Origin of the sequence: Pseudomonas sp. MWU13-2517, from assembly GCF_023242545.1 — a bacterium.
Taxonomy (GTDB): Bacteria; Pseudomonadota; Gammaproteobacteria; order Pseudomonadales; family Pseudomonadaceae; genus Aquipseudomonas.
The window spans coordinates 94,869-112,857 of the sequence record NZ_JALMFA010000021.1 but is presented as its reverse complement, the minus strand read 5'-3'; the positions used below and the strand labels follow the sequence as shown (position 1 = coordinate 112,857).

At 58.5% G+C, this 17,989-nt stretch carries 18 protein-coding genes; 4 read left to right on the top strand and 14 right to left on the bottom strand.

What is annotated here, in order from left to right:
- Nucleotides 1-183: 183 nt before the first annotated feature.
- The 9 genes from msrQ to mrcB form a co-directional block, all read right to left on the bottom strand.
- A complete protein-coding gene (msrQ, locus tag M5B97_RS25620) occupies nt 184-804 on the bottom strand; it encodes a protein-methionine-sulfoxide reductase heme-binding subunit MsrQ (RefSeq protein ID WP_248733046.1) in 621 nt (206 codons plus the stop codon).
- A complete protein-coding gene (gene msrP, locus M5B97_RS25615) occupies nt 804-1,817 on the bottom strand; it encodes a protein-methionine-sulfoxide reductase catalytic subunit MsrP (RefSeq protein ID WP_248733045.1) in 1,014 nt (337 codons plus the stop codon). Before msrP ends, msrQ begins: the two co-directional genes overlap by 1 nt.
- A 63-nt stretch (nt 1,818-1,880) precedes the next feature.
- The gene (gene pssA / locus M5B97_RS25610) at nt 1,881-2,738 is read right to left on the bottom strand and encodes a CDP-diacylglycerol--serine O-phosphatidyltransferase (RefSeq protein WP_248733044.1); all 858 of its coding nucleotides are present in this window, start codon (nt 2,736-2,738) and stop codon (nt 1,881-1,883) included.
- 145 nt (nt 2,739-2,883) lie between these two features.
- Entirely contained in the window at nt 2,884-3,900 is a 1,017-nt protein-coding gene (ilvC, locus tag M5B97_RS25605; protein ID WP_123715881.1) for a ketol-acid reductoisomerase, read from the bottom strand.
- 47 nt (nt 3,901-3,947) lie between these two features.
- Nucleotides 3,948-4,439, bottom strand: coding sequence for an acetolactate synthase small subunit (gene ilvN / locus M5B97_RS25600; RefSeq protein ID WP_003176102.1), 492 nt, complete (start codon nt 4,437-4,439; stop codon nt 3,948-3,950).
- Nucleotides 4,440-4,441: 2 nt separating this feature from the next.
- Nucleotides 4,442-6,166, bottom strand: a complete 1,725-nt coding sequence (locus tag M5B97_RS25595; protein ID WP_123715885.1) for an acetolactate synthase 3 large subunit — start codon at nt 6,164-6,166, stop codon at nt 4,442-4,444.
- Nucleotides 6,167-6,596: 430 nt separating this feature from the next.
- Nucleotides 6,597-6,926, bottom strand: a complete 330-nt coding sequence (locus tag M5B97_RS25590) for a YqcC family protein (protein WP_248733043.1) — start codon at nt 6,924-6,926, stop codon at nt 6,597-6,599.
- On the bottom strand, nt 6,926-7,657 hold the full coding sequence (locus M5B97_RS25585; protein WP_134660632.1) for a tetratricopeptide repeat protein: 732 nt from the start codon (nt 7,655-7,657) through the stop codon (nt 6,926-6,928). Before M5B97_RS25585 ends, M5B97_RS25590 begins: the two co-directional genes overlap by 1 nt.
- Before the next feature lie 16 nt (nt 7,658-7,673).
- Nucleotides 7,674-9,998: a penicillin-binding protein 1B gene (mrcB, locus tag M5B97_RS25580; protein ID WP_248733042.1), complete on the bottom strand. Its 2,325-nt coding sequence runs from the start codon at nt 9,996-9,998 to the stop codon at nt 7,674-7,676.
- 118 nt (nt 9,999-10,116) lie between these two features.
- Here mrcB and M5B97_RS25575 point away from each other — a divergent pair, with 118 nt between their 5' ends.
- From M5B97_RS25575 to M5B97_RS25565, 3 genes are all read left to right on the top strand, one after another.
- Nucleotides 10,117-11,673 carry a bifunctional aminoglycoside phosphotransferase/ATP-binding protein gene (locus M5B97_RS25575; RefSeq protein WP_248733041.1) on the top strand — a complete coding sequence of 519 codons (1,557 nt, stop codon included), beginning with the start codon at nt 10,117-10,119 and terminating at the stop codon, nt 11,671-11,673.
- A 93-nt stretch (nt 11,674-11,766) separates the two neighbouring features.
- Nucleotides 11,767-12,111, top strand: coding sequence for a pentapeptide repeat-containing protein (locus M5B97_RS25570; RefSeq protein WP_123715876.1), 345 nt, complete (start codon nt 11,767-11,769; stop codon nt 12,109-12,111).
- Nucleotides 12,112-12,315: 204 nt separating this feature from the next.
- Entirely contained in the window at nt 12,316-12,588 is a 273-nt protein-coding gene (locus M5B97_RS25565) for a TfoX/Sxy family protein (RefSeq protein WP_010562703.1), read from the top strand.
- A gap of 255 nt (nt 12,589-12,843) precedes the next feature.
- Here M5B97_RS25565 and M5B97_RS25560 read toward each other — a convergent pair whose 3' ends face one another.
- The 3 genes from M5B97_RS25560 to M5B97_RS25550 are packed head-to-tail and all read right to left on the bottom strand — an operon-like array spanning nt 12,844 to nt 15,523.
- The gene (locus M5B97_RS25560) at nt 12,844-13,611 is read right to left on the bottom strand and encodes a heme ABC transporter ATP-binding protein (RefSeq protein WP_248733040.1); all 768 of its coding nucleotides are present in this window, start codon (nt 13,609-13,611) and stop codon (nt 12,844-12,846) included.
- A complete protein-coding gene (locus M5B97_RS25555) occupies nt 13,611-14,648 on the bottom strand; it encodes an iron ABC transporter permease (RefSeq protein WP_248733039.1) in 1,038 nt (345 codons plus the stop codon). Before M5B97_RS25555 ends, M5B97_RS25560 begins: the two co-directional genes overlap by 1 nt.
- Nucleotides 14,645-15,523: an ABC transporter substrate-binding protein gene (locus M5B97_RS25550; RefSeq protein ID WP_248733038.1), complete on the bottom strand. Its 879-nt coding sequence runs from the start codon at nt 15,521-15,523 to the stop codon at nt 14,645-14,647. Before M5B97_RS25550 ends, M5B97_RS25555 begins: the two co-directional genes overlap by 4 nt.
- Before the next feature lie 156 nt (nt 15,524-15,679).
- Here M5B97_RS25550 and M5B97_RS25545 point away from each other — a divergent pair, with 156 nt between their 5' ends.
- On the top strand, nt 15,680-15,997 hold the full coding sequence (locus tag M5B97_RS25545) for a Rieske 2Fe-2S domain-containing protein (RefSeq protein ID WP_248733037.1): 318 nt from the start codon (nt 15,680-15,682) through the stop codon (nt 15,995-15,997).
- Here M5B97_RS25545 and sfsA read toward each other — a convergent pair.
- Both sfsA and M5B97_RS25535 read right to left on the bottom strand, forming a co-directional pair.
- On the bottom strand, nt 15,994-16,707 hold the full coding sequence (sfsA, locus tag M5B97_RS25540; protein ID WP_248733036.1) for a DNA/RNA nuclease SfsA: 714 nt from the start codon (nt 16,705-16,707) through the stop codon (nt 15,994-15,996). The genes M5B97_RS25545 and sfsA overlap by 4 nt on opposite strands.
- On the bottom strand, nt 16,707-17,879 hold the full coding sequence (locus M5B97_RS25535; protein ID WP_248733035.1) for a pyridoxal phosphate-dependent aminotransferase: 1,173 nt from the start codon (nt 17,877-17,879) through the stop codon (nt 16,707-16,709). Before M5B97_RS25535 ends, sfsA begins: the two co-directional genes overlap by 1 nt.
- Nucleotides 17,880-17,989 lie beyond the last annotated feature (110 nt).

Below are 17,989 nucleotides of genomic sequence, written 5' to 3'. Positions count from 1 at the left end.
AGAAGATCGAACCGTTAATAGAGCCAAACAACCTTGCCCTATCAACTCCTTCGGGGCTTCGATGAACTGAAGCCGTTCGCTGCTGATTCTGCGTAACATCTTGTTTAACAAGGAGTTTTCAGTTTCGACTGCGCCGGAAGTGGGGCGAATTATAGGCCTCCAGATTCTGCCGTCAAGCGCTAATTACGTTTTTGTTGCAGAAGGTGCTTTTTTCGCAATAAGGCGGGGAATTCGGCGCATCACTGGGGGCAATCGCAATACTAAAAGGAGCGCACCTATAGACGCATAGACGGCCCACTCCTTCAGATCAGCCCGCACAATCCACAACATATGCAGTAAACCGAGCCCAAGAACGGCATACACCAGGCGATGCAGCTTCTTCCAACGGCTACCCAACTGGCGCTGGCTATAGCGATTAGAAGTCACCGCAAGCACCAACAAGAAAAGGAACCCCAGCGCACCTACAATAATGTAAGGCCGTTTACGCAGCTCCACCCCGAATTGCGACCAATCAAGCCCCAGGATAAACAAGCAATAAGCTGCCAGGTGCAAAACCACATATGCGAAACACCAGAGCCCCAACTGTCGACGGACAGCAATCCACCCAGCCCACCCACTAAGCTTCTGCAGCGGTGTCATGCTCAAGGTGATCAACAGCAAGACCAACGCCCCAAGCCCCAACCGATCCATGAGCACTTTCCCAGGATCAGGCCCGAGCACAGAACGCCATGCTTCATAGAGCCAGTAAAACGGCCATATCGCCGCCACGATAAACACGCCAATGCGCCAGATCGGATAACGCATCAGTAGTTCTTCCGCAAATCGAGGCCCGTATAAAGAGAAGCGACCTCATCCGAATAGCCATTGAACATCTGCGTCTCGCGCACATTCGGACTGAACAAACCGCTCGGCAGGCGTCGCTCGCGTGCCTGAGTCCAACGAGGATGATCGACCGTAGGGTTCACGTTTGCGTAGAACCCATATTCGTCGGCCGCAATGCTCTGCCAGGTAGTCTTAGGCTGCTCACTAACCAGACTGATCCGCACAATGGACTTCACGCTCTTGAAGCCATACTTCCACGGCACCACTAAACGCAACGGCGCACCATTCTGGTTAGGCAGTTCCCGCCCATACATGCCCACAGCAAGGATTGCCAAAGGATTCATCGCCTCATCCAGGCGCAGCCCTTCTACATAAGGCCAATCGATCAAGCCGAAACTCGAACGCTGACCCGGCATGCTCTTAGGGTCCTGAAGCGTTTCAAAACGGATGTACTTGGCATTTGAGGTCGGCTCAACCTGCTTGAGCAAGGCAGAGATCGGAAAGCCGATCCACGGAATAACCATCGACCATGCTTCGACACAGCGCAAACGGTAGATCCGCTCCTCCAATTGATAAGGCTTCATGAAGTCTTCCAAGGCATAACGCCCCGGCTTAGCCACCTCGCCATCAATCACCACACTCCAGGGTTCGGTCTTGAGTGAGCCCGCGTTCGCCGCCGGGTCCCCCTTGTCGGTACCGAACTCATAAAAGTTGTTGTAGTGAGTTGCATCCTTGAACGGCGTAATAGCCTCGTCCTTTACCGTAACCGCCTGCCATTTGGCGCTCGACAGTTTCTCGGCGAACCAGGCCGGCGCCTTGCCCGGCTCAACATCAGCATAACGCGAAGCATCATCAGCACTGGCCCAGCGCGGCAAACTACTGGCGGCGATACCGCCAAGCGCACCACCGAGCAAGCTACGACGAGAGAGGTAGAAGGATTCAGGCGTGACATCCGATTCATGACAATCGGAGGCTTTGGGAAGTTTGATTAACATGGCTACTCCGCAGTATTGGAAGGCTGATGCACCAATAGACTGCGGAGTATGGGGGAAATTACATTAAGGCAATGTTTTGTCCCGGCGCAGATGCAGCAAATACTGAATCGGCCCCGACGCGGCATAGGCCAGGAAGGCCAGCAACAGAATGCGCGGCGGATCGCTGAAAACTACAGCGAACACCAACACCACCACCAGGATCGCCACGAAAGGCACACGCCCCTTGAGGTCGAACTCCTTGAAGCTGTTGTACTTGATATTGCTGACCATCAGCATGCCGGCCGCCGCTACCATCAAGGCCACCAGGAACGACATTTTCGAACCCTGGATGCCGTAGTCGCTGAAAGCCCACACGATACCCGCCACCACTCCCGCAGCAGCCGGGCTGGCCAAGCCAATGAAGTAACGCTTGTCAGCCGTACCCACCTGAGTGTTGAAACGGGCCAGGCGCAGGGCAGCACCAGCGACATAGATGAAGGCGACCATCCAGCCGACCTTGCCCATATCACCCAGGGCCCACGCAAACGCCAGAAGCGCGGGAGCCACGCCAAAGGCAACCATGTCCGACAGCGAGTCGTACTCTGCCCCGAAGGCGCTTTGAGTATTGGTCATGCGCGCAACGCGACCATCAAGGCCATCGAGCACCATGGCCACGAAAATCGCGATGGCGGCAAAGCCGAAATACTTGCTGGCACTCGCGGCATCACCTGCCGCCAGGGCGCTTTGGGCACTCATGGAGTTGATGATGGAATAGAACCCGGCAAACAGGTTCGCCGTGGTGAACAGGTTGGGCAGAAGATAGATGCCACGATGCCGGACCTTGCGGCCTTCCGCGTCATGCCCTTCTTCGACATGCTCATCGATTGGCAGCAGGCTTTCGGCGTCAGAAGCCTTGTTTGGCTCGTCGGGACGTTCGCTCATGGACTTTACCTTGCAACTGTTTGAAAAAATTCGACAAGTACTTGCGGCGTGTGTTCGCCCGCAAACGATGCAGCTTTATACCAGAACCCGCTCTCCCAAACGAAAAAACGCGGCCTAGGCCGCGTTTTCCCTTGATGCATCCGACTTAGTTTTTGGCTTTGTCGACGATCTTGTTGGCACCGATCCACGGCATCATGGAGCGCAGTTGCTCACCGATAATTTCGATACCGTGAGCGGCGTTGTTACGACGCTTGGCGGTCATCGAAGGGTAGCCGGTTGCGCCTTCGCTGATGAACATTTTGGCGTATTCGCCGTCCTGAATACGTTTCAGAGCGTTGCGCATAGCCTGACGCGACTCAGCGTTGATCACTTCCGGACCGGTCACGTACTCGCCGTATTCGGCGTTGTTGGAGATCGAGTAGTTCATGTTGGCGATACCGCCTTCGTACATGAGGTCAACGATCAGCTTCAGTTCGTGCAGGCATTCGAAGTAGGCCATCTCCGGCGCGTAGCCAGCTTCAACCAAGGTTTCGAAACCAGCCTTGACCAGCTCTACGGTACCGCCACACAGAACGGCTTGCTCGCCGAACAGGTCAGTTTCGGTCTCGTCCTTGAAGGTGGTTTCGATGATACCGGTACGACCGCCACCGACGCCGGAGGCATAGGACAGCGCAACGTTCTTGGCATTGCCCGAAGCGTCCTGGTAGATCGCGATCAGGTCAGGAATACCACCGCCTTTGACGAACTCGGAACGTACGGTGTGACCCGGCGCCTTAGGCGCGATCATGATCACGTCGAGGTCGGCGCGTGGCACCACCTGGTTGTAGTGAATCGCGAAACCGTGGGAGAACGCCAGGGTGGCGCCCTTCTTGATGTTCGGCTCGATTTCATTTTTGTACAGCGCGGACTGGAACTCGTCCGGGGTCAGGATCATGACCAGGTCGGCAGCAGCAACAGCGGAAGCAACATCAGTTACTTTCAGGCCATGGGCTTCTGCCTTGGCAACGGTAGCCGAGCCTTTGCGCAGGCCGACAGTCACGTCAACGCCGGAATCTTTCAGGTTGCAGGCTTGTGCGTGCCCCTGGGAGCCGTAGCCGATGATGGCGACTTTCTTGCCCTGGATGATCGACAGGTCACAATCTTTATCGTAATAAACTTTCATGAGGTTCCTCTATATATCCAGGCCGTAAGGCCATTCGCTAATTTGGGTTAGATGCTGAGTACTTTGTCGCCACGGGCAATCCCGGTGACACCACTGCGTACCGTTTCCAGAATCGAGGCCGTCCCGATCGACTGGATGAAGCTGTCCAGCTTGTCGCTTGTACCGGTCAGTTGAACGGTATAAACGCTGGCGCTCACATCGACGATCTGCCCGCGATAAATGTCGGTCGTGCGCTTGATCTCGGCACGTTGAGCACCCGTGGCCTTGACTTTAACCAGCATCAGCTCGCGCTCGATGTGGGCACTCTCCGACAGGTCGACCAGCTTGACCACTTCGATCAGCTTGTTGAGGTTCTTGGTGATCTGCTCGATCACTTCATCGTGGCCCACGGTGGTCAACGTCAGGCGCGACAGGGTCGGGTCTTCGGTTGGAGCCACAGTCAGGCTTTCGATGTTGTAGTTACGTTGCGAAAACAGGCCGACAACACGAGACAGAGCGCCGGGTTCGTTCTCCAGAAGCAGGGAGATAATATGCCGCATGATTAAGTACGCTCCGTCTTGTTCAACCACATGTCGCGCATAGAGCCGTCTTTGATCTGCATTGGGTAGACGTGCTCGCTGGTATCCACCTGAATATCGATGAACACCAGGCGGTCCTTCATGGCGAACGCCTCTTCCATCTTCGGCTTCAGATCTTTCAATTCAGTGATGCGAATGCCGACGTGGCCATAGGCTTCAACCAACTTGACGAAATCTGGCAGCGACTCCATGTAGGAATGGGAGTGACGACTGTTGTAGCTCATGTCCTGCCATTGACGAACCATGCCCAGCACGCCGTTGTTCAAGCACACGATCTTCACCGGAAGGCCGTACTGCAGGCAGGTCGACAGCTCCTGGATGTTCATCTGGATGCTGCCCTCACCGGTGACGCATGCAACGTCGGCGTCAGGGAAGCTCAGTTTCACACCCATGGCGGCCGGGAAACCAAAGCCCATCGTGCCCAGGCCACCGGAGTTGATCCAGCGGTTAGGCTTATCGAACTTATAGTATTGCGCGGCGAACATCTGGTGCTGGCCCACGTCGGAGGTCACAAAGGCGTCGCCCTTGGTCACTTCGCACAGGGTCTCGATCACGGTTTGTGGCTTGATGATGCTGCCGTCACCCTTGTCGTAAGGGAACAGGCCGCGGTCACCGCGCCATTCATCGATCTGCTTCCACCAGCTGGCAACGGACTCTTTGTTCGGCGCTTCGCCGATGTCCTTGAGCGCGGCGACCATTTCGGTCAATACGCTTTCCACCGGCCCCACGATGGGCACATCGGCCTTGATGGTCTTGGAGATGGACGCCGGGTCGATGTCGATGTGGATGATCTTGGCATTCGGGCAGAATTTGCTCGCGCCATTGATCACACGGTCATCGAACCGCGCGCCGACCGCCAGAATCACATCGGCGTGGTGCATGGCAAGGTTGGCGGTGTAGCTGCCGTGCATACCGAGCATGCCGACGAACTGACGGTCCGTACCCGGAAACGCGCCAAGGCCCATCAAGGTATTAGTTACCGGCAGGTTAAGCAGTTTGGCCAGTTCGGTGAGCGGCGCGGAACCGCCCCCCAGAATCACGCCACCGCCCGAGTACAACACAGGGCGCTTGGCCGCCAGGAGCATTTCCGCCGCCTTGCGAATTTGACCCGAGTGCCCACGAACGGCCGGGCTGTAGGAACGCAGCTTGGCTTTCTTCGGGAAGATGTATTCGAATTTTTCTGCCGGGTTGGTCATGTCTTTCGGGACATCGACCACCACAGGACCCGGGCGACCGGACTGTGCGAGGTAGAAGGCCTTTTTCATGACTTCCGGGATTTCCGACGGATGCTTGATCATGAAGCTGTGTTTCACGATCGGCCGGGAGATACCGATCATGTCGGTTTCCTGGAATGCATCGGTACCTACCATGGTGCTTGGCACCTGGCCGGAAATGATCACCATCGGGATGGAGTCCATATACGCAGTCGCGATGCCGGTAATGGCATTGGTTGCGCCTGGGCCGGACGTTACGAGTACCACGCCGGCTTTACCGGTGGCGCGGGCGTAACCGTCAGCCATATGGGTCGCGGCCTGTTCGTGGCGAACCAGGATGTGGGTAACAGCCGGTTCCTTGAACAGTGCGTCGTAAACATGCAACAGAGCACCACCTGGGTACCCGTAGATATAGTCGACGCCTTCGTCACGCAAAAAGCGGACGAGCATCTCACCACCAGATAAAAGCTCCACGTTGTTCACCTCTAAAACGCCAGAATACCGTCCGTTGAAACCGACGGGTCTTAATAGGTTTACTTCTCAACAGAGCATGAGCGACGGTGGTCGCCGACTACGTCAGCACTGACTGAGCAAGTATTGGGATCGTCCCAAGTGTTGCGGGCTTTTCCCACCCAGCGCGAGGTAACGCGTTGCGGGTGTTACAGGTCGGCGCGGATGTGCGCCTCATGATCTGCTGAGCGGGCCTGCTTCTGGCAGTCCCGATACAGCGGACTTTGGATTCTTCTGTTTCAGCCCCTTCAAGTCAAGCAATAATTGCGCTTTTTTCCAACAAAGCGCACGAGAACGTAGAAGAAAGGGGTTTGAGGAGGGATAAAACTCGCCTGAATGTCGTCAAGCGGTAGAAATATGCGCAAGACTGCCGAAAAAACCGGCAGTCAGGCAATTAACGAGCGTCGACGATCAGTTGGTCGAACTTTTTCAGCGCATTACGCAAACCAAGGCTTTCCACCGGCCGATCAGCGTAGACCATCTCAGCCATTTCCAGGATTCCCGACGCATTGGGCAGTGGCAGATCCTGCTCGAGAATCTGCTTCATGCGCACCAGGAAGATCCATTGCAGCCACTGATGGAAGTCCAAAGTATCGACCGCAAAGGGCTCGACGCTGCCGAGTGCATCGACGCTGGGAGGGACTTCGTCCCACCAGCCCTGCACACGCAACTCGCGCTCGATCAACAACAACTGTTCGGCAATCGCGGGCAAACGTGCATCCATCAGAGGCTGACCTTGGCTTTCTGCCGCGCTTGGGCAGCACCGGCGGCATCACCTTGGGCCGCACGCGCATCACCAATCAAAGCCCACAGGTTGGCCTGCAGGTCGGGGCGACCATTGGCCAGGCTCAGGCCACGACGGGCGAACTGTTCGGCTTGCGGTGCATCACCCTGAGCCATACGCACCTGGGCAAGTCGATACAGCACTTGCGGCTCGCGCGGTGCCACACGCTGGGCACGCTCAAGGCTCGACGATGCGCCGTTCAAGTCACCACCGGCTTGCTGTTGCTGGGCGGTCGTGAGCAAAGCCAGTACGGGTCCGTCCAATTGCTCGTCAGCCGACAGACCGCCAGCACTCGACGAAGGAATGCCGCTCGGTGTGGATGGTGGCATGTTGTAGGTACCCTGATTGATCGGTGCGGCCTGGACCGGCGCCGAATCAATCGGACCCGAAGTGCTCGGCCCGGGCGTCCACGGCTCGGCACTGATCGGCGCCGACGTAGCAGCACCGGCACCCGGCACCATGACGACCACACCCGAATCCTGCGGCACGGCTTGAGGCGCCTGGGCAGGACGCTTGACGACGGTCTGACGGAAACCGCCATTGGCCGAAATCCGGTCGTTGTTGGAAACGGTCGTGCTCGAATCCACCACGGGAATGGAGCCGCGTTGCACACTGGAGCAACCGTTGAGCAAAGCCAGAGCTGTAATAGCTGGAATCCACCACTTGTTCACTTGAAACCCTCTTTGCTTAATTCATCCAGCCCTTGACCCAATCCATCACCGACTCCGCACCAGCGGGGGCACTGCCACCGCACGCGGCGCCTGGTGGTGGCTCGCTGCCGCGAATATACGGCATCTGTACCGCGCCCGGACAGTTGGCATCAGAACCCTGGCCGGTGTGCGGATCAATCCACGCCTGCACGATGTTGTCCGGCTGCGGCATGTTCAGCGGCAGCGGATCAGCCTTGCGCATGAAGCTGGTCCAGACCTGCAATGCACCGGTGGCACCGGTGAATGGTGTCTTGCCGTTGTCATCTCGGCCCAGCCACACCACCGCCAGCACGTCCTGGCCGAAGCCGGCGAACCAGCTGTCGCGAGAATCGTTACTGGTACCGGTCTTGCCCGCCAGCGTCAGGTTGGATGGCAGCACGCTGTAGACCGAACGCCCGGTGCCTTCACGCATCACGCGTTGCATAGCGTTCTGAATCAGGTAGATGGAGCCCGCGTCGAAGCGTTGCTGAATCTGGAACGGATAACGTTTGAGCGGCTCACCCTCGGCGGTCAGCACGCTGCGAATGCCGCGCATCGGTGTATTGAAACCACCGTTGGCGAGAGTCTGGTACATCGTGGCCACTTCCATCGGGGTCATGGCCCCGGCGCCCAGCAGCATCGACGGGAACGCCGGAAACTCACGATTGATGCCCAGGCGCCCCAAGGTTTTCAGCACATTCGGCACACCCACTTCAAGCCCAAGGCGCGAGGTGGAGATATTGTAGGAATGCGCCAGGCCCTGATACAGGAACACGGTGCCGTGGGAGCGACGATCAAAGTTCTGCGGCGTCCACACTTGGCCATCGGCACCTTTGACCGACAGCGGATCATCCGACAGCCAACTGGTCAGGGTGTATTTGCTCGGTTTCTCCAAGGCCGTCAGGTAGACCGCGGGCTTGACCAGCGAGCCGATCGGGCGCACGGCATCCAGTGCACGGTTGAACCCGGCAAAACTGGCTTGGCGACTGCCGATCATGGCCTGGACTTCACCGGTTTCCGGGTTGGTCACAACCATGGCCGCTTCCACTTCATCCGAGCCCTTGCGACCTGTCAGACGCTTGAAGGTGTCATTGACGGACGCTTCGGCCTTCATCTGCAGAATCGGGTCGAAGCTGGTGAAGATCCGCAAGCCTTCTTCGGTCAAGTCTTCGTCGCGGTAGTCTTCACGCAGTTGGCGTTTGACCAGGTCGATAAAGCCTGGGAAGGAACTGTCGGCGAGCTTGCCGCGAGTTGTCACACCCAGTGGCATTTTCTTCGCCGCAGCTACTTGTTCGGCGGTGGCGACGCCCTGCTGCTCCAATACATCAAGCACCAGATTGCGGCGCTCGAGGGCACGCTCCGGGTTGCGACGTGGGTTGTAGTAGGAAGGCCCCTTGACCATCCCCACCAGCAACGCGACTTGATGCAGTTTCAATTCGGACAACGGCTGGCCAAAGAAGAACTGGCTGGCCAGGCCGAAGCCGTGCACCGCACGCTGGCCATCCTGACCGACGAATACCTCGTTGAGGTACGCCTCGAGGATCTCCTGCTTGCTGTAATGCAGTTCCAGCAACATCGCCATCATGGCTTCGGTGAGCTTGCGGGTGAGGCTGCGCTCATTGGTCAGGTAGAAGTTCTTGACCAGTTGTTGCGTAAGCGTACTGCCACCCTGAGTCATCCTGCCGCCGGACGTGTTGACCCAGATAGCCCGGGCAATCGACTTCGGCGACACGCCCCAGTGGCTGTAGAAATCGCGGTCTTCTACCGCGACCAGGGTTTCCAGCAGGTACGGAGGTACTTGGTCGAGCTTGATCAGGATGCGATCTTCAAGGTTCTTCGGGTAAATGCCGCCGATCAGCAGCGGCTCCAGCCGGACCACGGGTAATTTCGAGCCATTGAGCGAGGACAGCTCAGCCACATAATCGCCGGAGAAGCGCACGCGCACCGGCTGAGCTTTTTCCAGGCCCTCATAGAACTGGAAGCCACGGGTGTTCAGGTCGACGGTATTGCCACTGACGGCAGCCGCGCCCGGGCCGTTGCTCACGGGTTCGCGACGATAGCCCAGCGCGTCGAGCTCAGTGAGGAAGTCATCCTTGCTCAGTTTCTGGCCGGTGAACAATTCCAGCGGGCGAGCGTATACCTTGGCCGGGATGGTCCAGCGCTTGCCGGAGAATTTCTCCTGAACCACAGCGTCGAGGTACACCGCGAAGCCGGCAAGCACCACGAGGCCCACCAGGCTGAGCTTGAGCGCCCAGCCCAACCAGAGACGCATGCCGCGGGAAGGAGGTTTTTTACGGGAACGGGGAGATCGGGTTCGAGTCATGGCGGCGGATTATACGCACTTTATTGATGATCAACATGAGCCGGACAGCGGTTTGCATGACCGGCTGTAGCGGCCATAATGCCCGCCATGATTTCTCCCAGACTTTGAAGGATCGCCCGTGAGCCAGTCCCTGATCGCTGCCCTGCAAAACCCGGCTTTATACCCTCACCCGGTTGAAGCGTTTCAAGTCATCGAGACCCATATTTCCTGGGTGATACTGACTGGCTCTTATGCTTATAAACTGAAGAAACCGATGAACTTCGGCTTTCTGGACTTCACCAGCCTGGATGATCGCGGCCACTTCTGTCGTGAAGAATTGCGCCTGAACCAGCGCCTAACCGAAGATTTGTACCTTGAGGTGTTACCTATCACGGGTACCGCCGAAGCCCCGCAAATCGGCGGCGAAGGCCCAGTGATCGAGTACGCGTTGAAAATGCGCCAGTTCCCGCAAAGCCAGATGCTCAGCACCTTGCAGGCAAACGGCGAGCTGACCAGCACGCACATCGATGAAATGGCCAAGCAAATCGCGCACTTCCACCTCAATGCGCCGAAGGTTCCACAAGACCACCCTGCCGGCACCCCGGACGAAGTGATGGCACCGGTACGCCAAAACTTCGAACAAATCCGCCCGTTCCTCAGTGACAAGGCCGACCTGGTTCAATTGGAAGCGCTGCAAGCCTGGGCCGAAAGCAGCTTCGAACGCCTCAAACCACTGCTGGCACAACGCAAGCGCGATGGGTTCACCCGCGAATGCCACGGTGATATCCATTTGGGTAACGCCACCTTGATCGATGGCAAAGTCGTGATCTTCGACTGCATCGAATTCAATGAGCCGTTCCGCTTCACCGATGTGTACGCCGACACCGCCTTCCTGGCCATGGACCTGGAAGACCGCGGCCTCAAATCCCTGGCGCGACGCTTTATCAGCCAGTATCTGGAATTGACCGGCGATTATCAGGGCCTTGAGGTACTGAATTTCTATAAAGCCTACCGAGCATTGGTACGCGCCAAGGTTGCACTGTTCAGCATGCCGAGCGAAGCCGACCCGGTGCAACGCGCCACCACCCTGCGCCAATATCGTAACTACGCCAACCTGGCGGAAAGCTACAGCACCATTCCTTCGCGCTTCCTGGCAATTACCCACGGCGTATCGGCCGTGGGCAAAAGCCACGTCGCCATGCGCCTTGTTGAAGCGTTGGGTGCCATACGCCTGCGCTCGGATGTTGAGCGCAAGCGCTTGTTTGGTGAGCAGCAGATCGAGAACGCCCCGCAGGCCGGAATCTATAGCCAAGATGCCAGCGCTGTGACTTACGCGCGCCTGAACGAAATTGCCGACACGGTGCTGCGCGCGGGCTTCCCGGTGGTGCTGGACGCCACCTTCCTGAAGCGCGAGCAGCGTGAAGCAGCAGCCAAGGTAGCCGAGGCCACGGGGGCGCCTTTCCTGATTCTGGACTGCAATGCACCACAAGCCGTTATCACCAGTTGGTTGGCACAACGTCAGGCAGACAAAAACGATCCTTCTGACGCGACGCTCACTGTTATTGAAGAGCAGCAAGCCCACCGCGACGCCCTGACTGCCGAGGAGCTGCTCCTGAGCAAACGCGTAGAGACCAATGAAAGCGGGACTCTCGACGCACTCGTGGCGCACATTCGTCAGCGCCTACCCGGCCTGTAAGAAATATTTCTTGGCCGTGTCACTGAACTGCAGCGCACGGCCAAGAAATAGTGGCACTATAATGGCGTCATAATTCCACCAGGAGTCGCCATCATGGGTCAGCCCAAACTGCTTGATACTCCGCTCTACGCGCTCCTGCACAAAGACGACATTCGTGGCTTTAACCATGAGCGCCCTAAAGATGGTGTCATCAACCTGCGCGGCGGTGACTTTCGAGGGCTGGACCTGCGCGAACTGGATGCCACGGGCGTGGACTTCACCGATGCCTATTTCCGCTCAGCCGACCTGCGCGGCCTGGATCTACGCGACTGCTCGTTGGAAGGCGCCAGCCTGGCCCATGCACAGATCTCCGGAACCTACTTTCCACCAGAATTGACCGCCGATGAGATCCTGATGTCCGTCAATTTCGGCACCCGGCTTCGTTACCGCACCAAGTAAACCCGCCTTCCGCGCCCCCGGCACGCCCTCAAGCGTGTCGGCCATTGCTCGCCTGCCTGTCGCTGAAAATGCGGTGTCACTCTTATAGCTTTTCAGCCGTTTCCGCCCAAAGAACTACGCTTTTCCTACTGAGCGCTACACTCCTTTTCAGGTTTGCCTGGTCACGATACCCACCGCACCATTCGGCCGTCGCAAGGAGGCTTGATGAACGATGAGCTGCAACACCTGAAAAACCTTGGCAAGACGTCAGCGCAATGGCTGCATGCGGTGGGTATCCATAGCGCTTCGGACTTGCGCCGCCTGGGCGCGGTTGATGCCTACCGAGCCGTACGGACCCGCGGTTTCCGGGCATCGAAAGTGCTGCTGTATGCCATTGAAGGCGCACTGATGGATGTGCACTGGAACGACATTCCCGCAGAGCGCAAAGAGGCGTTGAACCGTCAGCTGGATGCAATTTCAGCGCGTCAGAAGAATTAGAACTGCCACGAAGCCCAGTATTTACAGGCATTCCAGACATTTTTTTGAGAAAACTCGGAAAGCTGCAAAAACAACTGTTGACTCACAAATGAGAATCGTTATGATTATCACAACTGGTCGCGAGATCAGCCGATAAACTGAAAGACCCTTGGTTCGGACTCTCAGATTATCTCCTCATCAGGCTAATCACGGTTATTTGACCCGGCTCTTGCCGGGTCTTTTTTTGCCTATAAAAAGCTGCCCGTAAAGCTGCGCTCAGCGCGCAATAATCAACGGATGCCCGAGTTCCGGATGCGGTTGAACCAGCACATCCAAACCAAACACGGCCTTGAGCAAGTCCGGCTGAAACACCTTCGACGGCGTGTCCAGGGCATGTGGGCGGCCGTTTTCCAGCAATAGAATACGATCGCAGTAGCGAGCCGCCAGGTTCAGGTCATGCAGAATCACTAATACCGCGGCCCCTTGGTCGGCAAAACGACGAATAGCCTGCAACGTCGTGTGTTGATGCAGAGGATCCAGCATTGATGTCGGCTCATCCAGCAGCAAGGTTTGACCCGCTTCGCCCGGCCATAGCTGCGCCAGCACCCGTGCCAGGTGCACACGTTGGCGTTCGCCGCCGGACAAAGCCAAATAGCTGCGACCACTCAAATGCCCGACATCCGCCGCATGCAAGGCAGCGGCGATGATTTCCTCATCACGCGCCTTCCCTGTCTGATGGGGCAAGCGGCCCATGCCGACGACCTCTTCGACACGAAAAGCAAAATCCAGGGTCGACGTCTGCGGTAATACCGCCAGGCACCGGGCACGTTGCGGGCCGCTCCAATGCGCCAACGCCTGTTGAGCCAGCCATACATTGCCCTGGTCCGGATGCAACTCCCCGCACAACGCACCGAGCAAGGTACTTTTGCCGGCGCCGTTAGGCCCGAGCACACCGAGCACTTCGCCTGGCAACAGATCCAGCGTGATATCCGTCAACACAACCTTGTGACCGCGCCGAATCTGCAGCCCTTCCACACGTAGCATCAGGCGCGCCCCCGCAACAACAGATAGAGAAAGAACGGCGCGCCAATGAACGCGGTCACGATGCCGATCGGCAGCTCAGCAGGTGCAAGGGCCAGGCGCGCCACCAAGTCCGCAAACAACAACAGGCTTGCGCCGGCCAGCACAGACGCCGGCAACAGCACCCGATGGTCCGGACCCGCCAGCAACCGCACCAGATGCGGCACCACCAGGCCGACAAATCCGATCATCCCCGCCGCCGCTACCGCAGCGCCCACCCCCAGCGCCGTGCAGAACACCAACTCGCGCTTGAGCCCTTCGACATCAATGCCCAAGTGATTGGCCTCGGACTCACCCAATAACAGTGCATTCAACGCATTGGCCCGGCGTGGCAACCAAAGTGCCACACCCGCGCTCACCAGCAGCAATGGCCATAACCGCGAATAGCTGGCGCCATTGAGGCTGCCCAGGTTCCAGAAAGTCAGGGTGCGCAAGGTGGCGTCGTCCGCCAAATAGGTGAACAGGCCCACCGCCGAGCTGCCGAGGGCCGTGAGTGCGATGCCGGCCAGCAACATCGTCGCGACATTTGTCTGGCCATTGCGGCGCCCCAACCGGTAGACCAGCGCGGTAACACCCAAACCACCAAGAAATGCACACAGCGACAACAAATAGGGGCCGAAGGCATCCGGCAATCCGCCAAAAAACGAACCACCGACAATCGCGATCGCCGCCCCCAGCGCAGCGCCGCTGGACACCCCGACCAGCCCGGGATCAGCCAACGGGTTGCGAAACAGGCCCTGCATCGCCACACCCGACAGCGCCAACACACCGCCCACCGCCAAGCCCAGCAACGTGCGCGGAAGACGGATTTGCCCCAGAATCAATTCGGCCTGCTCCAGACCTTGCGCTTCAATCGGCAAGCCTATCAAGCGCAACGCGGCCTTGAGCGTATCCAGCAATGGCAGGCTGACAGGCCCCAGTGCCAACGAAAGCCAGATTGCCAAGACACATAACAGCGACAACCCGACAAACAGCGTCTTCGGTTTTACCAATGTGGTCATGGGGCTGGTGTGGCCTGGAGTGGATAGAACCCGGCAGACAGCTCAGCCAGGCTTTTCGGCAAACGCGGTCCGAGGCCGCCGACCAGCAGGGTCGGGTCCAACTCAAACACTCGCCCCTGCTTGGCCGCCGGGGTTGAAGCCAGGATCGGGTTCTCTTTGAACAGGGCCGCACGCGCCGCATCGCCGGTCAAAGCGCGGTCGGCAAATACCAACACGTCAGGGCTCAACCCCGCCAGCGACTCGACCGAAAACGGTTTGTAACCGGTGTGGGTCGCCAGGTTATGGCCACCCGCTTGCTGCACTATCCAATCGGCGGCCGTGTCTTTACCCGCAATCAGCGGCTTGCCACCCGCGTGGCCCAGCAACAACAGCACACCCGGCACCTTTTGTGTAGCCTGCGCTTTGGCGACCCACTGCTTCTGCTGCTCTAGGGCGTGCTCATACCCGGTAAACAGTTCGTTCGCCTTGGCTTCACTTCCCAGCAATTTGCCCAAGTGCTGCAGGTTGCCTTTCAAGGCCGGCAAATCCGGTTGGGCCGAGAACATTTCCACCTGCACACCGGCACCACGAATCTGCGCCAGCACAGGCGGCGGCCCCATTTCTTCGGTACCGACAAGGATTTGCGGGCGCAGGCTGAGAATGCCCTCAGCCGACAGTTGCCGCTGGTAACCAATACTCGGTAATGCCTTGAGCGACGCCGGGTGCTGGCTGGTGGTGTCGACCCCCACCAACTTAGACTCCGCGCCCAAGGCCGTCACCCATTCCGACAACGCCCCACCGGCACTGACCCAGCGTTGTGGCTGTTCAGAGGCTTGTGCCCCGTGGTTGACCAGCAGTGAAGCAACAAGCGCAATAGCGCTGGTACTCAGGCGCATAACAGGGTTTCCTTCCAAAGGCAGGGCCACTCAAGCGCTCATTGATGTGACAGATAACGCCCGCCTTACATCGTATGAAGCACCCGGTCAGCCGACGGGCGAAGCGGGCATTTGATAATTGTTTGCATTTGAACGTCAAGGCACTTAAGGATTGAAATGAAGTTTCTCTGCCCCTCCGACATGCTCGCGCCCGACAGCAGCCGTGGCTTTGAAATCGACGGTTGCAAACTATTGGCCGTGCGCCGAGACGGCGTTGCCTACTTCTATATCAACCGTTGCCCCCATCGCGGCATTCCACTGGAGTGGCAGCCCGACCGGTTCCTGGACCCCAGCGCCAGCCTGATCCAGTGCGCCACCCATGGCGCGCTGTTTCTGATCGAGAGCGGCGAATGCATCGCCGGCCCCTGTGCCGGCCAAAGCCTCACGCCTCTGCACGGCCGCGAAGACGAACAAGGCTTGTGGGTTGAACTCTAGTCGCCCAGCACTACATCCAACCGACGGTCGACGTAAATTTCCTCAGGCGTCACTCGCACACCATAGGCCAGGACCTCCACACCGGCAGCCTTGGCCTCACGCAGCGCAGCGGCATAACCGGCATCAATCTCCACCGCAGGCCGCACCGCCTCGATCCCGGAGAGATTGACGCAATACAACTGCACCGCCCGCACACCGGCACGCGCCAAGTGCGCCAGCTCACGCAAGTGCTTGGCGCCGCGCTGGGTCACTGCGTCGGGAAAAGCCGCTACCGCCGAGCCGTCAAAACCCAGGGTGACGCTTTTCACCTCCACATAGGCTGCGCCATGGGGATATTCCAGGCGAAAGTCGATGCGGCTTTTTTCCTGGCCGTAGGGCACTTCGCGCTTCAACGCATTAAAGCCGTTGAGCTCGGTGATCACCCCGGCGTGCAGGGCTTCTTCTACCAACTGATTGGCGCGCGCCGTGTTGACGCATGCCAGTCGGCCTTGGGGCGTTTCGGCGATCTCCCAGGTGCCCGGCAGCTTGCGCTTGGGGTCGTCGGAGCGGCTGAACCAGACTTGCCCACCCTCCAGCATGCAATTGAGCATCGACCCGGTGTTCGGGCAGTGAATGGTCAGCAACTCGCCGGTAACCGTTTCAATATCGGTGAGAAAGCGCTTGTAGCGGCGAATCAGCCGCCCTTGTTCCAGAGGAGGATGAAAGCGCATCAGCCTTGCCAGCTCCGCAGCCCACGGGCAATCCGTTCTACCGCCTCTTGCAGCCGATCAAGGTTTTGCGTGTAGGCAAAACGCACATGGTGACTGGCTTGATAGCGTCCGAAATCCAGCCCGGGCGTAAAGGCGACATGCTCCGTTTCGAGGAAATGACGGCAGAATGCGAAGGCATCACCGCCGAACGCGCGGATATCGGCATACAAGTAGAAAGCGCCCTCAGGCTCCACGGCGATGCCGAAGCCCAAGTCGCGCAAAGCAGGCAGCAGAAAGTCCCGACGACGACCAAACTCCGCGCGGCGCTCCTCCAGAATCCCCAGGGTTTGCGGGGTAAAGCAGGCCAGTGCCGCATGCTGGGCCATACTTGGCGCGCTGATGTAGAGGTTTTGCGCCAGTTTCTCCAATTCCCCGACAGCAGCGGGCGGTGCTACCAGCCAACCCAGGCGCCAGCCGGTCATGCCGAAATACTTCGAAAAACTGTTCAGGACAAAGGCATCGTCGTCGACTTCCAGGACGCTGGCGGCGTCGGTGCCGTAAGTGAGGCCGTGATAGATCTCGTCCACTACCAGGTGGCCCTTATGCGCCCTGATCGCACTCGACAACCCGGCCAATTCATCGCGTGTGAGAATCGTACCGGTAGGGTTGGCAGGCGACGCCACCAATGCACCAACGCTGTCGTGATCCCAATACTTTTCAACCAGATCGGCATTCAATTGGTAACGCACCTCCGGGCCCACCGGCACCAGTTGCGCCGCACCTTCCACCAGCCGCAGGAAATGCCGGTTACAGGGGTAGCCGGGGTCCGCCAGCAGCCAGTGCTTGCCGGGGTCCACCAGCAAGCTGCTCGCCAGTAACAAGGCACCGGAGCCACCGGGCGTAATCAGGATGCGCTCAGGATCGACACTCAACCCGTAGCGCTGCTGATAGAAACCGCTGATGGCCTCGCGCAACTCAGGCAACCCACGCGCCGCGGTGTAGCGGGTTTTGCCGTTGGCCAACGCTGCCTGGCCCGCCTGGATGATGGGCTCGGCCGTGGTGAAGTCCGGCTCGCCGATCTCCAGATGAATCACATCATGACCCGCCGCTTGCAGTTCATTGGCTCGCGCCAGCAACGCCATGACATGAAAGGGTTCGATGGCGCGACTGCGCGCACTGTAGGGCTGAGCCATGAGCCTTCCTTAAACGTGAGGACAAAATTTGGATTCTACCGAACCCACGCGGTAAAACATGTTCTATTGCCTGCTCGGCCACTTGAACGGTGCGGGCACACGCGCACAAA